Source organism: Candidatus Defluviilinea proxima (assembly GCA_016721115.1).
Classification (GTDB): domain Bacteria; phylum Chloroflexota; class Anaerolineae; order Anaerolineales; family Villigracilaceae; genus Defluviilinea; species Defluviilinea proxima.
The window spans coordinates 4,106,685-4,122,238 of sequence record JADKIW010000001.1; the positions used below are offsets into that span (position 1 = coordinate 4,106,685).

A 15,554-nucleotide genomic window follows, 5' to 3' on the forward strand; every position below is an offset into this window, starting at 1 on the left:
TGATCCCATGGAAAACATAAAATCTGGAATCACTTTCGGCATTATTGGTGGATTGTTGACCTTCCTTTTCGGAGGCTGGTCAGTGGCAGTGTTGGGCTTGTTCATGGGTACAGGCTTGGGCCTTCTCCTGAATAGCAGATTTGAGCGGACTACCGTTCAAGACATTGCCAAAAAGGCTCTGCCTACGGCCCTTACTGCAGGTGGAGTTCTGGTCCTTTTCAGCCTGATTCAAAACTATGTCATTCAGCACGCCATTGGAAAAATGCCCGAAGACATCGATTTTGTTTTGGTCACTAATATTCTTGGGTTCATACTAACCGTATTGCTAACCACAGCGACCGCATCATTCCGCGGTCTTTCAGAAGAGAAGGAACAAAGAGCCAAACTCATTTTGCTTGCTCTGATTGTTATCTCCTTCCCATTTATAGATCAATTCACAGCCTTGCGCTGGACTGCTCAAATTATTTTCGCCTTGATCTTCGTAATACTTGGTCTGGGCTTGAATATTGTAGTCGGCTATGCAGGGCTTCTTGACCTTGGATATGCAGCGTTCTTCGCCATTGGTGCTTACACCACAGGTATCCTGTCATCGCCAGTGCATGGCATCGAGATGAATTTCTGGCTGGTGATCTGGATCGCCGCAGCCATGGCGGCAGTTTGGGGGCTGATGCTTGGTGCGCCTACGCTACCATTACGAGGCGATTACCTTGCCATTGTTACATTAGGCTTCGGCGAAATTGTACCGGTGCTTTTCAAAAACTTGATCGATGTGACAATTAAAGAACCGTTTACATGCTGGATACTGCCTCTGTTCCGCATCCAAACTGCATGCATTACGCTGGTCGATCACGAAGACCTCACCTTTGGAGAAAAAGGGATTAGCCCCATCGGGCGTCCATCCTTGCCGTTCATTGGCGAGTTTGAATCAAGCAACCCGATTACCTGGTACTTCCTCATCATTGCGATCATCTTGCTTTCCGTCTTCCTGATCAATCGCCTGCGTGAAAGCCGACTTGGGCGCGCTTGGATGGCGATCCGTGAAGACGAGCTCGCCGCCGCACAAATGGGAATCAACCCTGTTGCGACCAAGCTCATGGCCTTTGCCATGGGAGCTACCTTCTCTGGTTTTGCAGGCGCGTTTTATGCCGCTTATATTCGCGGTATCTTCCCCAGTGTGTTCGACTTCAGCACATCCATCATCATCTTGTGCGTTGTGATCTTGGGCGGCCTCGGAAACATCAATGGTGTGATCGTAGGTGGCCTCGCACTCATGACTGCAGATCGTCTCTTCCTACCAGCGTTGAAGGATTTCCTTTCGGCACTTCTCACAAATTCGATCCTGCCCACCATCTCCAATCCCAGCGTGCAGTTAGCAGTAAAAGATAACGCAAACCCGATCTTGTACAGATTTTTGTTATTTGGGTTGACGTTGGTTATCATGATGAGAGTTCGCCCAGAAGGTTTGCTTCCCAACGCGCAGGTCCGCCAGGAAATGCATGCAGTGGAAGAAACGCCTCTCGAAGAAGCGACCAAATCAAAGTCCGCAAAGAAGCGCTAAGAGGCACCCTATGAATCTCTTTGAAGCTAAAAAAGTCACAAAAATGTTCGGTGGTCTGACTGCCGTCAACAATGTCGATTTCACCCTTGAAAAAGGAATGATCGCTGGTTTGATCGGCCCTAACGGTGCCGGGAAGACAACGTTCTTCAACGGCATTACCGGCATCTACCAGATCTCTAGCGGTTCAATGTTTTTTGATGGTCACGATATTACATCGCTCAAGCCATTTCAGATCACGGCACTAGGCATTGCACGCACATTCCAAAATATTCGCTTGTCTGCCAATATGAGCGCCATCGAAAATGTATTAGTGGGCCAACATGTGCGTTTGAAGTCGAACTTGATCGGGCAGGTTCTGCGCGACGCGAAAACCCGTAAAGAAGAAGCCGATGCCCGTGCAAAAGCGCTGGACATGCTTGAATTTGTGGGTCTCAAACGTACTGACGCAGAAGTGACTGCCAAGAATTTGCCGTATGGCCTCCAGCGCCGCCTCGAGATCGCCCGAGCGCTTGCTACTGAACCCAAACTGTTACTTCTCGATGAGCCCACCGCAGGCATGAATCCCAACGAGACTCTTGACCTGACGAATTTCATACAACGCCTGCGCAAGGAACTGGGACTCAGCATTCTGTTGATCGAACACCACATGCGCGTGGTCATGGGACTTTCTGATCGTGTTTCCGTGTTGGATTACGGAGAGAAGATCGCAGAAGGCGACCCAGCCGATGTGCAAAAAAATCAACGTGTGATCGAAGCCTATCTCGGCAAAGGCACAGTGACCAAGTAAAGACAGGATATAAAACTATGCTTGAACTTAAAGATGTCCACACCTACTACGGCAATATCCATGCCTTGAAAGGGATTTCGCTCACCGTGAATCAGGGCGAGATCGTCACGTTGATCGGCTCCAATGGCGCAGGCAAAAGCACCACACTCCGCACCATTCAGGGAATCAATAAGCCACGCTCTGGTTCGATCATTCTTGAGGGCGAAGCGCTTGAAAAATTGCCCCCGCACGAGATTGCTTTCCGCGGTGTGGCACAAAGCCCCGAAGGACGTATGATCTTCCCGCGCATGACCGTGCTGGAAAATCTTGAAATGGGTGCGTATGCGCGCAAAAGCAAGGAAGGTTTCAACGACGATATTGATCGCGTGTTCAACCTGTTTCCCCGTCTAAAAGAACGTGTGAATCAAAAAGGCGGCACGCTCTCCGGTGGTGAACAACAAATGCTCGCCATGGGTCGCGCTCTTATGGCACGTCCACGTATTCTTCTGTTGGACGAACCTTCCATGGGTCTCTCCCCCATCCTCGTGGAATTGATCTTCGAGATCATTGTAACCATCAACAAAGAAGGCACCACCATCCTGCTGGTGGAACAAAACGCTCTCATGGCTCTCACCATTGCCAATCGCGGATACGTGATCCAAACCGGTGAGATCATCCTTGCAGATGATGCCAAAAAACTTAAAGCAAACGAGACGGTTCGAAAGTCGTATTTGGGTATCGAATAACTACATCACCCATATATTTATAGGTTTACCATTCAGGGTCTCCGCCTTCTCTACGAGAACGGAGGCCCTTTTGGTTCCTCCCCAATCCACCGATCAAACCAGACCTGTTACGGTAAAATATTATCCAACTCCAATCAAAATCATTAATCGTAAAAACCTATGCCATCAGCAGAAATCATTACCATCGGAACAGAAATACTTCTCGGCGAGATCGTAGATACCAACACACGCTACATCGCACGCATTTTGCGCGGTATGGGCGTGGACCTATATCGCACCATCACCATTGGCGATAACGTCGAACGCATTGCCGATGCTATCCGCGAAGCCATGAGTCGTGCCGAGATCGTTATCACAACTGGCGGGCTTGGGCCCACTGTAGACGACCCTACACGCGAAGCTGTTGCAAAAGCAGTAGGCGTGGAAACTGAATTCCGAGAAGACTTGTGGGAACAGGTGGTCGCCACGATCTCACGATATGGGCGAAAACCATCCGAAAATCAAAAACGCCAAGCCTACGTCCCACAAGGATCAATTGGCATCCTAAACCCTGTCGGCACTGCTCCGTGCTTTATTGTCGAAACAAAGCGCAATGCCGTATTGTCTTTGCCGGGTGTGCCTAACGAAATGGAACAAATTTTGCACGAATCAATGATCCCGTATTTGCAAAAACGCTTCGACCTGAATGAGATCATCAAGATTCGTGTTCTGCATTGTTCAGGTCTTGGAGAAGGCATGATCGATGAAAAGATCGGCGACCTCGAAACGCTCTCCAACCCCACGGTCGGGCTGGCCGCGCATACCGGTGTTGTAGATATCCGCATTGCCGCAAAAGCAAAAAACGAGGCGGAAGCTGATGCATTGATCGCAGTCGTTGAAGCACAAGCTCGCGAACGACTTGGTGACAACATCTTCGGCGCCGATGAGGATCAGCTTGAGGATGTCACATTGAATGAAGTGGCTAAACGCGGCTGGACTCTGACCGCCATCGAATCAGGACTCGATGGATTGCTGGCACGCAAAATCCCAAACACCGCATCTCACTCGGACCTCAGTCCTGCTTCCCTTATGGACGCCTTGCGCGCCGCTCGAGCCGCATCCAACGCAACCATCGCTTTGGGCCTTTCCGTCTACGCGGAAGAGCGCGCCGCAGAAATGGCAATGATCACACCAAGCGGAGAAAAGACTCATCGCATCACCTACGGCGGGCCACCGCGCAGTTTGCCACGCTGGTCTGTCAACCTGGCGTTGAACTGGCTGAGAACCTACGCAATGGAAAATAACAAAGATGCCGCGTAAAAAAAAGACATCAAGCCAATCACATACTTGGGTATATGCCATCTGGGGCGTAAACCTTTTGGTGGTGATATGTTTATTGGGTGCGGGGGTATTTTACATGAACAGTTTGCGTGCCTCTGCCGCCAATGTAGGGACAGAGACACCGCGCCCTGCACCTACACAAAAGATTCCTCCCACAAGTTACTTTCTCCCTACCCTCACGCCAAACCCATACTCCACTGTTCCTGTTTTTGAAACGTCTACACCCTTCGTCCTTGCACACGGACAACAAGGAAACATCATCGGCATTTCGCATGGAGGTAAATATATTGATGTGTACACCTTTGGCACAGGTGAGAAAGAATACTTGATCGTTGCCGGTATCCACGGCGGAAGCGAATGGAATACGGTGGCGCTCGCTGACCAACTTATCATTTATATCAACGACAATCCTGAAATCATTCCAGCTGATACAACGCTTTACATTATCCGCAACATGAACCCCGATGGCGAAGCCCGTTCACACGATGTGGATGGACGAGTCAACAACAACGGCGTAGACTTGAACCGCAACTTCCCCACCCAAAACTGGGTAGCCGATTGGAACCGTGATGGTTGTTGGGTCTGGCGTCCCACCACGGGTGGTGCATACGGCGGCTCAGAGCCTGAGACTCGTTCTGTCATGAGTTTCATCGTTTCGCATAAAATAGAGGCGTTGATCAGTTACCACAGCGCCGCATTGGGCGTGTTTCCTGGTGGCGTTCCCTGGGAACCTGATTCGATCCAATTGGCAAAAGAATTGGCAAAAGTAACCGGCTATCCCTACCCACCCATGGATACAGGATGCGTCTACACCGGCACTCTCGCAGATTGGGCTGTTGAGAACGGCGTCGGCGCGGCCGTGGATATGGAACTCACCAACCATAAAGATACTGATTTTGAACAAAACCTAAAAGCACTCAAAGTGCTGTTGAATTTTGAGCCATAATAAATATGGCCTCAGGGAGCTTGCTCCCGGTCTTCGCCAGGTTGCTGGCAAATTGCAGAAGAAAGCTTCTGTAATCCAAATCAAACAGGAGAATGAATGACCCAACAAGTAGACACCCTTTTCCTCAACGCCCATATCCTCACCATGGACGAGACTCTCAAGCAATATCTGCCCGGTGCGCTCGCTGTCAAAGGCGATAGCATTGTTGCAGTGGGGCCAGAAGCGGAGATCAAAAAGGAATACAGCGGAGTAGAGACCATCGATTGCAAGGGCAGTGTGCTCATGCCCGGGCTTGTCAATGCACACACTCATGTGCCCATGACCCTCTTGCGTGGCATCGCTGATGACCTCCGCCTCGACGTATGGTTGCAAGGATACATGTGGCCTGTGGAAAGAGAATTTGCCTCGCGCGAATTCGTTGGGTTGGGTACATCCATCGCCTGTGCCGAATTGATCCGAAGCGGCGTGACAACTTTCAATGATATGTACTTCTACGAAGAAGAAGTTGCCAAAGCCACAGCATTGGCAGGCGTACGTGCTGTCTGTGGGCAATCCATTCTCAAGTTCCCCACAGCAGACGCAAAGTCCTATGAAGATGCGATGGAACAGGCGCGCGATTACATCCAGCGCTGGAAAGATCACCCGCTCATCGTTCCATCTATTGCACCGCACGCGCCCTACACCACCACAGCAGATATTCTGAGAGAAACAGCCGCCCTTGCACAAGAGTTCGATGTGCCACTTCATATTCATCTTTCAGAAACATTGCTTGAAGTGGAAAATATGCGCAGAGACGAGGGCATGCCTGTTATCCCCTACGTGAAGAAACAAGGATTATTCGAAGCCAAGGTCATCGCGGCGCACTGTGTCCACATCGATGCGGGCGAGATCCGCACGCTTCAACATGCGGGCGCAGGCGTTTCACACAACCCGTCATCCAACCTCAAACTTGCGTCGGGCTTTGCCCCCGTCACAAAGATGCTTGCCACTGGGCTCAATGTGGGCATCGGAACGGACGGCCCCGCCTCAAACAACGACCTCGACATGTTCGAGGAAGTGCGTCTCGCAGCTTTCATCGCCAAAGCTGTGACAAATGATCCGACCTCCCTGCCCGCATCACAAGCACTGCTCATGGGCACTCGTCTCGGAGCACAAGCGCTTCATATCGGACATTTGACCGGGTCGCTGACCACGGGCCGCCGCGCCGATCTGATCCTTGTCAACATCAAGCCTGTACACAATTCTCCGTCCTTCCGCCGTTCAATGGAAAATGCATACGCACAGATCGTGTATGCCAGCAAATCCACAGACGTGAGCGATGTGATGATCAACGGCAAATGGGTCATGCGAGATCGAAAGCTATTGACTCTTAATGAAGAAGATTTGCTCGCGCAAGCCGCAGACATTGCCAAGAAGATCGATACATTCCTCGTCGAAAGAGAACAATCCATCCTCTCGAAGTTGATCGCTTTGGGTGGCTCGATGGAGGAAGAATCGTTTGAGGTGCAGATCAAGGTCAAGATCGCTGGACCAGACCCAATTGTCCAAGCCTTGATGCGTGACGAGATCGATATCATCTACGAACGTCATTACCGTCAACATGATTCATACTTCCAATTCGACGATCCATCACAAGGACGATTACGCTATCGCGAAGATGATTTCGTAGACGATAAAGGTAACGTCACCAATGCACGCGCGCGACTTACTTTATTGGGCGTTTTACGTGAAGGCGAGTTTGGGCATGATGTATTACTCTCACGAAGTCGCTTTCTTGCGCCGGCGTCCAATTCACTACGTTTCTATCGTGAGTACTTCAAGCCCACATCTGAGGTCACAATTGAAAAAGACCGCTTGCGCTGGTTGATCAAATACAAAGATACAGAGTTCTACGTGAACCTCGATAATGTGACCACTCCAGGGCTTGGATACTTCATCGAAGTAAAAAGCCGCACTTGGAGCCGCAAAGACGCTGATAACAAGGCGCATCTTCTCAACGAATTACTTGCCTTGCTCGGCGCATCAGAAGGTGAAGTGGTCACAAAGGATTACATCGAGATCATCAGCGAGTAAAAATTTATCAATCACATATGAGCAAGGGCGGCCTGTTTGTACAGAGCCGCCTTTGTTGCTGAAATGGAGAAACCATGAAAGAGATCGGAAAGATCGTTGCAGGCATATGCGCTTTTTTCTTTGTACTCAGCGGCGTACTGACACTTCTATTGTTCAACATCGAACAAAAAGCATTTTCATCTGAAACCTACAAACAGTCATTCAAGGAATTGGGACTCTACGCACAAACCCCTTCATTGATTGCCAACCTTATTACTGATCCAGCGAACGGTTCCATGCCAGCCATGATGTCGCTTCTCAACAAAAATGAATTGGCTTTCGTCATTTCATCCATACTGCCGCCTGCTGAGATTGAGACAATGACAAATAATACACTCGACTCCACGTTCGATTTCATCAATGGGAAGAGCGATTCGGTTAGCATCTCATTACTGCCTTTCAAGCAAAGCATGGCTGGCGAGGGAGGGATGAGCGCGTTCTTGCAAATATTGCAAGCCCAACCAGCCTGCACACCAGAACAAATCATCCAAATGGGGCTCGGTCTCCTCTCTGCCAACACGGATCTAAAAATATGCAACCCGCCGCAAGAAGTTTTGCAGTTAGTCATGCCAGTGATCCAGGAACAGATCCAACAGATCAGTCAGAGCATCCCAGAAACACTGACATTGGTATCTTCCGACCAAGTCGAAGCATCAAACTTTCGCACAAGATTAGACCGAATACGCACCGGGATAAAGTTATCCTTTCTCCTGCCGCTGTTCTTATTGATCGCTATCATCCTATTCGCGGTTCGTAGCTTGCAAGACTGGCTGAAATGGTGGGGCATCCCATTTCTCGCCACAGGCATATTCACCCTTATACTGGCCTTTATCGGTGTTCCGCTTGTTCGTTTTGTTATAAAAAACATTTTTCTAGAAAATAAACTGCAAGCAGGTATCTCAGAGATAGTACAAAATGTGATCGACTCGGTAGCACGCCAAATTCTTGTACCAGTTGCCATCGAAGGGGCGTTCCTTGCGTTTATTGGAGCAGGCATGGTCGCGGGTTTCTGGGTCTACAACAAGATGGTCAAATCAACAAAGCCATAGTGCAACTTTTGTCATCCAAAACTGTACATTCAGTATAAGGATGACATATGCGACGTCTTCTACTTTCACTCTGCATACTTCTGTTAGTTTCTCTCGCCTGCAACGGCGAGGCACAATCGATTCCCCCAACGCCTCAAAGTTCTGTATTTGATTCTGACAGAACAGCTTATGGATTCTTTCCATCCCCGCCTGAGATGTCAATCAATAGCGTTTTCAAAACGTTTAAAGGCATCAGTCAACATGGTGACTTTGTGCTTATCCAACAGAACACCCCGTGGGAAGATTTTGTCAAAGGTGTCGATGGCGAATCCCAACCGCGAACCGATATTATCAACCAGGTGACATTGGCGCGGCAAAACAATATTGAGTATATCTTTGTCATTGATGCGCTTAACGGGCTTAATCGACGGGATTTCATCGGTCTACCAACAGGTTGGGATGCCAGTTTTGCGAATCCTGATGTGCGAACTGCACATAAGAATTTTGCCCTATGGGTTGTAAGAACTTTTCATCCACGCCACCTCGGTCTTGCATCTGAAATCAACACGTATATGGATGCGCATCCTGATGACGCCAAAAATTTCATCAGTTTATACAATGAGATCTATGGACTTATCAAAGCGGAAGCACCTGAAACACAGATCTTCGTCACATTTCAATGGGACGATCTCAACAACATGTTTCCCCAACCTGAAGAGGGCAATCATCAAAAGTTTGACACCAACTGGGATCAAGTCGAAGCTTTTGAACCCAATCTGGATGTCTGGGCCATTTCAACCTATCCCTATTTTGTATTCCCATCAGGGTCAGATATTCCTGCGGACTATTACACCCCGCTTCTCACACGGACCGATAAACCTGTTGCCATCGCCGAAAGCGGATTCACCACCCAAGCCGTTGACCAAATCAAAGCCACACCCGAAGATCAGGTTGCCTACCTCAATACCGTCCACGATCAACTCGGTCCACGTTTAGTATTTTGGGTCAACACTCTATTCAGTGACATCAACTTGGATTCATATGCCAAAGAAATGAAAAAGCAAGGGCAAGACCCACAGGATGCACAATCCCTTGGCGCATTCGCCTATATTGGTCTCGTTAATTTTGATGGGTCCCCAAAACCTGCATTGGATGTGTGGGATGGCATGAGAGAGAAACCTTGAAATCAAGGTTAGTGGTTTCTAATTATTAAGAAACAACCCGATATTTTTTATAAAAGGGAAAGCCTTCTCAAAAGAAGCTCCCCAATGAGGTAATCGCCAACTACTGACGAAGAGTAAAGCTACCGCCCAGATTGCCACTTCTCGATAAGACAGGCGCAATGGCGCGTTATCTGTATCTCGAATTGCCATCAATGAAAGTAACGATAAACACGATACATGGATATAAACAAGCCGCCCATAGTCAGATGCAACCCAAAACAATGGAGCGCTAGCAAGAAACGCAAACAACACATATGTTGCAAGCCAGTATTGCCGTTTCTTGTTCATTTGAAATAAAACAGCCCGTCGCGTAGACCAGACAACAGCCAGCGGCACAAAACTCAAAACCGTAACAGCCATATACATAAACAACCCACCATGTTGTATGGACTTGAAAACCAAGTCATGGGCTAAAAACACGCCGTCATCCAGAAGTGAAATAGAACCTGGAACATCTGAATGAATACAATCTAAAGGAAGATTTGGCTTCAATGAATCACATATTGCTACAACAATTTTATTATCCCCTTTTGCAAAAAGGACCAGCAAAACGGCGACCATCATGGCAGGGACAAGAAAAGCTACCTTTCGAGGAGTATTTTCAAACCCTTTTCCGTGAATGATGAAAGCACAAAGTATATAAGGAAGATAAGCGGCCATCATTTCATGGTTTAGAACAATAAACAATGAAACTCCTCCAACGAAAACCAGCAAGCGATTGGTCACTTCAGCCTTAGAACCCAGCAAATAGACACATAATGCCGAAAGCAAAGCCAGAAACAATATTTCTTTCCTAAACCCACCTTGCGGATCAAGAATCGGGAAAAGAATAAACGCGGGGGAACAAATCAACATGAAGCTTGATGCCGAGAAGGTCGCATCAAGTGATAATCGACAAGTACTTATAAAAAATACAAGATAGGCTATGAGTTGAGTCACAACCACAAGGGTAACTATCTCAATCCCCAGCCATTGCGAAACATCAAGAAATATCTCACCAATTAATCCGCGCCGGACAAATCCACCGTGATAATTGATCAACCAATCGCCCACAAGCCATGTATCAGGCGCCGTTGGTGTTGACATTAAGAATAAAGCATGAAAAAAAAGAAAAAGAAACGTCCCCGTAAAAAATAATATAACAAAGAAACGCCAGTACATTTTTGGAACAACAATATTCATACAACCTCCTTTAGAGTACAGTTGTCAAACTCCAAACAAAAAATCTACTCGCATCCATTCGCGAGATGCTCTTCAAACGCCTCCGCAAAGGAGTGGTAGCCAGAACCATCACATTTCGCGCGGAAGAAGTAATACGGCGATTCTGCAGGGAATGCAACCGCATTCAACGCATCCATGCCAGGGTTTGAGATCGGTGAAGGAGGCAGGTCGCTGTATATGTATGTATTGAAAGGCGAATCGAATTGTAAGTCACTCGCGCTCAAGGGATTTGTCCACCAGGTATTTTGGATGGCGTTATAGCCCAATGCGTATTGGACCGTCGGGTCCGCTTCGAGGTTCATTCCAATCTTTAAACGATTCAAGTACACAGAAGCGATCATGGGCGATTCTTCAGGGTGAATTGCTTCACGTTCCACAATGGACGCAAGGATCACTGCTTGATAAACGGTCAAGCCTTGTTTTTCAAAGCCAAGTTGCATATCTCGCGAGAGGTGTTGTGCAAAGTGACGGACAAATCTCTCAACAAGCTCGTTTGCCGTAGTGGTGCGCGGGAAGATATAGGAATCAGGGAAGAGAAACCCTTCATTGGAATTCGCGCCAGATAGGAAGTCGAAACCGCGAGATGGAGTATTTACAGCGTTGAAAAAATCACCGGGTGTGATGGATAAGCCAGAGGTCGAGAGAGAGGCGGCAAGTTCTTCCATCCGCCAGCCGGGCAGGATAACGAACGTCACTTCTGCGGATGTGGCATCTTGTAGTTCATGCGCAATGTCAATTGCGGACATGGCAGCGCTGAGTTTGTATTCACCCGCTTGAATGGACGTATCGAGGCCAGAGTAAATAAGATAAGCACGGAACGCTTCTGCGCTTTGGATAAATCCCATTGCTTCTAAATTGGCGGCGATCACATTGACTGACGCACCTTGTTCAATTGTAAAAGACGTCTCGGCGCCATTCACGTCACGGGGGCGTGTGAGCAAGCCATCATACCAAAGCAGGGATGCGGAATATTGCATCCGCTGTGTGATCGTGAGCCATGATGCAGGCTGACCATAAATACGTGTGGCTTGCGATGGAATGGTGACAAACGCTACGAAAAGACAAGCGCAAAAGAATACGATGATGAGAATAATGGGGACAAGTTTTTTCATAGGAGGGAAACAAAGCTCACGTCTACGTATTACGCGATTCAATATATGACCGTAAGATCATCACGGCCGCAAGTGAGTCGTGATGACCGGCACGTTTCTTGCGTGAAAATCCCATTTCGATGACAGTGGCACGCGCATCTTGTGTGCTGAAAGATTCGTCGAATAATTCGACAGGGATTTGCGTCTGTTCTTTCAAGGCATCGGCAAATTTCGCGGCACGCCTGCCTGCGAGGTTAGGCTCCCCTTCTTCGTCGAACGATTGGCCAATGACGATCAAACCTGCATTATTTTCAGATGCGATATTGGCTACTTGCGCGGCATCCATCAAACGCGAAACGTGATTGATAACAGTCAATGGGCTGGCAAGTGTCGCGGTCGGATCACTGAGTGCGAGGCCAATCCGTTTTTCACCGTGGTCAACGACAAGAATCCTCATAGGGCCTTTTTACCGTAAAGAACACTAAGATTTGTATATTCTGTAGTCACCATTCTGTATTCCATGTTCACTGTGTAACGACCTCAATTTGAAACGGCACGATCGGCATCCACGGCCACCAGGATGGGCTCAACAATATTTTTGGTTCACTCAACAAAGGAAGATTTTCATTCAACACGGATTGCGCTTCAGACGAATTGAGACCTTGTAAGAGTTGTTGCACTTGCGCAACGCTCACCTGCTGATAGATCGTACGCTCGGCACGGATCGTCCAATGGACGGAGCCATCTTCCAGCAGTGACGGATCGGTTGCCGATTCAACTATCACAGCGTTGGATGCGGCGATAAAGCCCGAGGGTAGAGAAGCGTTCAAGGCCAACGAGGCAAGCTCGGTTAAGTCTGAGGCGCTTGCATAGAGGATGGAAAATTCGGCTTGCATGGTCAGAGTCAATTGTGAGGCGGCCGCTCCAGCAGGCGGGTCATAGACTTCTGAAATGATTTGCGAAAGGGCAAACGTATCACTGAAGAGCACATCATCTGAGCCGAGTCCATCCAGAAGATTTGTACGCGCATCATCTTCCAAACTTTTCAACAGAAGTTCCTTGGCATGCTCACGGTCTGCATCGGTTGCTTGCACCGACGAACGCTCGCGCCCACCCGTTGTAGGTTCGGGATTGATCACTGAGGCCGAAAGCCCCAGCCTGCCTTCGACCACATTGATCGTTTCAGCATCGAGGTTTCCCGCAATGCCACCTTCCACCGCTTCGATAGGCACGTCAAGAGTCTTCCCAACACCGGCATCAATAATGCCTTCATCAAGAGTCGCAAAACGTGTCTCACCACTTCGCACAAGTGTGCCCATCGGGATCGTCACTTTATCCTGCGTAAGATTGCGAAAGATCACAACGCCCTTCGCCTTCGATTGTGGTGTAATGCCCTCACCTGTCACGAGAACTCGTTGCACACCATCTACCACGATCGTTTTCTTGCGTGCCGGTATGGAACCAGTGATGAAAACATCGTTCACCGAAAGACTCGCAGACACCGGCACAACCAAACTTTGCGTTTCTGAAACAGGGTTTAACTTGACCTGTGCGCGCGGAATGAATAACGCGACCAGCACCAACACCGATGCCACACCGACGAGGAACACCAGTATCTTCACAACAGGATGCGCGCGCCACGCTTCTTCCTTAACTTGAACCTGCTCCCGTTGCTCGCGCAGAGTCTTATCTGGAGCTTTGTGCGGCCACTTCCTGATCCGAGGCTTGGGCCAAGTCACCTTTTGCGCCTGCCCCGTGGATTCGAACACCGGGATCCCCAGCGCCTCTGCATCTGCCCGCACCCGCCTCTGCCGTGTGACCAAACCCAACTGCGCACCGAGCGTGGATGCGTGTCGTTGTAAAACTTTCAAGTCCACTTGTCGCAATGTGACCTTTTCATACTTGGGCCACACCAACAGAATACGCGGCGTCTTCGCCCAAGACATTCTGTCGCGGACGGAGATGAGGTCATCGTGGGTTTCGAGTGTGATGATCTGGGTTTTCATGCAACCGAATTATAACTGGCAACACTGCCAGATTTCTCGTTTTCACTCGAAACGACAATATCATGAAGTAAAAGAAACAGCACCATCCGCGTCAACTTTGTGCGGTAATTCTTCAATTCCCCATAGGAAACTGTTTACGAAACTGCGTGGTAGAATCTCAATTCGTGAAACAATCCACAACTAAAATTCCCTCAAACGGTCACTTTATGATTGACCTACACAACGCCAATTTGCCGTCCTGAGGGTAGAAAAGTAGCATTTTTTTGGAGCAAGGATATGATCAAACTTAGTTACAGCACCTTTGGTTTAACCAACGTGGGCTTTTTGGACTCGATCACCGAAGTGGACAAGGCTGGTTACCCGGGCATCGAACTCGCATTCCATCGCGACCAGTTCAACCCATTCGAGATCACCGATGACTATGTAGCCGCTATTAAAAAGCGATTGCAAAGCGTCAACACAAAAGCCGCCTGTGTGGCGACAGCCTCACATTTTTTCACACCGTCCCGCCCGCATGAACCGTCTTTGATGAGCCCAGATACAGCTGGCAGAAAACGCCGCATTGATCTCGTCCGTCGCGGCGTTGACCTCGCCCGTAAGCTGGATATCCCTCTCGTCACATTTGGAAGCGGCTTCATCCGTGATGAGCATGTATCGAATCCATCGGTCAATCCACGCGAGTTGTTGGTCGACAGTATCCAACAGTGTCTTAAATTCGTACGGGACGATGAAGACATTACTCTGCTGATCGAGCCAGAGCCCGGTATGTTCATCGAAACAACAGAACAGGGATTGAGCCTGATCCGTGAAGTCAATTCACCCAAGTTCCAACTGCATGTGGATATGTGTCACATGTATTGTTCCGATAAAGATTATGTCGGAGCGCTGGCACAAGCCGCACCATATGCTCGCTTCCTGCATGTCTCGGATGCACGACAGGGGTATAACTTGAAGATATTGAAAATGGCAGACAACCTAAACCTTGATCTTAGTTTCGCCAACTACTTGGTCTACTTCCCTGAGACGGCCGAGTACCTGCTCGTGGATGCCGACAATCCGATCTACTTCCATGACGAAAAACCGAGCAAGGAACAGGAAAAACGAATTCAGGGTGTTTTGGATTCGGTAAGCATAAAAAAGAAACCAACCTTCGTGGACTACAACAAACTGTTCGCGGGAGCCACACCATTCGACGATGAAATTTTCACGTATCTTATTTCCGTCCCTGGCTTGAGCTACGATGTACTCGAACGCGCCCGGCCCATCATCATCTATCTGCGAAGCACAAAGAACGCAGAAGGCAAACTCCTAATGGACAAGATGGTCGCGAATACGCTGACAGGCATCGTTCACTTCCATGAGATCCCCGGCGAAGGGACAATGGATTTTGCCGCCAGTTTCAAAGCATTGGCTGATAACGGCTTTTCAGGATATGCATCCGTTGAGCTATATCATCATGTCGCATCATGGGAAAAGGCATTGAACGACAGCTTCAAGCATTTGTCCCAATTTGTATAAACTTTGGATTCGGGAGTCT

The 15,554-nt window shown here is 48.7% G+C and carries 13 protein-coding genes; 9 read left to right on the top strand and 4 right to left on the bottom strand.

What is annotated here, in order from left to right; all coding sequences use genetic code 11:
• Nucleotides 1-7 precede the first annotated feature (7 nt).
• The 8 genes from IPP66_18995 (at nucleotide 8) to IPP66_19030 (ending at nucleotide 9,660) form a co-directional block, all read left to right on the top strand.
• Nucleotides 8-1,558, top strand: coding sequence for a branched-chain amino acid ABC transporter permease (locus IPP66_18995; GenBank protein ID MBK9927361.1), 1,551 nt, complete (start codon nucleotides 8-10; stop codon nucleotides 1,556-1,558).
• Between the two features lie 10 nt (nucleotides 1,559-1,568).
• Nucleotides 1,569-2,345: an ABC transporter ATP-binding protein gene (locus IPP66_19000; protein MBK9927362.1), complete on the top strand. Its 777-nt coding sequence runs from the start codon at nucleotides 1,569-1,571 to the stop codon at nucleotides 2,343-2,345.
• 17 nt (nucleotides 2,346-2,362) lie between these two features.
• The gene (locus tag IPP66_19005) at nucleotides 2,363-3,070 is read left to right on the top strand and encodes an ABC transporter ATP-binding protein (protein ID MBK9927363.1); all 708 of its coding nucleotides are present in this window, start codon (nucleotides 2,363-2,365) and stop codon (nucleotides 3,068-3,070) included.
• Between the two features lie 159 nt (nucleotides 3,071-3,229).
• On the top strand, nucleotides 3,230-4,369 hold the full coding sequence (locus IPP66_19010; GenBank protein ID MBK9927364.1) for a competence/damage-inducible protein A: 1,140 nt from the start codon (nucleotides 3,230-3,232) through the stop codon (nucleotides 4,367-4,369).
• Entirely contained in the window at nucleotides 4,359-5,336 is a 978-nt protein-coding gene (locus IPP66_19015) for a DUF2817 domain-containing protein (GenBank protein ID MBK9927365.1), read from the top strand. The genes IPP66_19010 and IPP66_19015 overlap by 11 nt, the downstream gene beginning before the upstream one ends.
• A gap of 96 nt (nucleotides 5,337-5,432) precedes the next feature.
• Nucleotides 5,433-7,409 carry an amidohydrolase family protein gene (locus IPP66_19020; protein MBK9927366.1) on the top strand — a complete coding sequence of 659 codons (1,977 nt, stop codon included), beginning with the start codon at nucleotides 5,433-5,435 and terminating at the stop codon, nucleotides 7,407-7,409.
• 74 nt (nucleotides 7,410-7,483) lie between these two features.
• Nucleotides 7,484-8,497, top strand: coding sequence for a hypothetical protein (locus IPP66_19025; protein MBK9927367.1), 1,014 nt, complete (start codon nucleotides 7,484-7,486; stop codon nucleotides 8,495-8,497).
• A 47-nt stretch (nucleotides 8,498-8,544) separates the two neighbouring features.
• Nucleotides 8,545-9,660 (top strand): hypothetical protein, encoded by a 1,116-nt coding sequence (locus tag IPP66_19030; GenBank protein ID MBK9927368.1) that lies wholly within the window; start codon nucleotides 8,545-8,547, stop codon nucleotides 9,658-9,660.
• An 18-nt stretch (nucleotides 9,661-9,678) separates the two neighbouring features.
• Here IPP66_19030 and IPP66_19035 read toward each other — a convergent pair whose 3' ends face one another.
• From IPP66_19035 to IPP66_19050, 4 genes are all read right to left on the bottom strand, one after another.
• Nucleotides 9,679-10,881, bottom strand: coding sequence for a hypothetical protein (locus IPP66_19035; GenBank protein ID MBK9927369.1), 1,203 nt, complete (start codon nucleotides 10,879-10,881; stop codon nucleotides 9,679-9,681).
• Nucleotides 10,882-10,925: 44 nt separating this feature from the next.
• Nucleotides 10,926-12,032 (bottom strand): endolytic transglycosylase MltG, encoded by a 1,107-nt coding sequence (gene mltG / locus IPP66_19040; protein ID MBK9927370.1) that lies wholly within the window; start codon nucleotides 12,030-12,032, stop codon nucleotides 10,926-10,928.
• A 22-nt stretch (nucleotides 12,033-12,054) separates the two neighbouring features.
• On the bottom strand, nucleotides 12,055-12,468 hold the full coding sequence (gene ruvX / locus IPP66_19045) for a Holliday junction resolvase RuvX (protein ID MBK9927371.1): 414 nt from the start codon (nucleotides 12,466-12,468) through the stop codon (nucleotides 12,055-12,057).
• A 67-nt stretch (nucleotides 12,469-12,535) separates the two neighbouring features.
• Nucleotides 12,536-14,017 carry a baseplate J/gp47 family protein gene (locus tag IPP66_19050; protein MBK9927372.1) on the bottom strand — a complete coding sequence of 494 codons (1,482 nt, stop codon included), beginning with the start codon at nucleotides 14,015-14,017 and terminating at the stop codon, nucleotides 12,536-12,538.
• 276 nt (nucleotides 14,018-14,293) lie between these two features.
• Between IPP66_19050 and IPP66_19055 the strand changes: the two genes are divergently transcribed.
• Nucleotides 14,294-15,535, top strand: coding sequence for a sugar phosphate isomerase/epimerase (locus IPP66_19055; GenBank protein MBK9927373.1), 1,242 nt, complete (start codon nucleotides 14,294-14,296; stop codon nucleotides 15,533-15,535).
• Nucleotides 15,536-15,554: the final 19 nt, after the last annotated feature.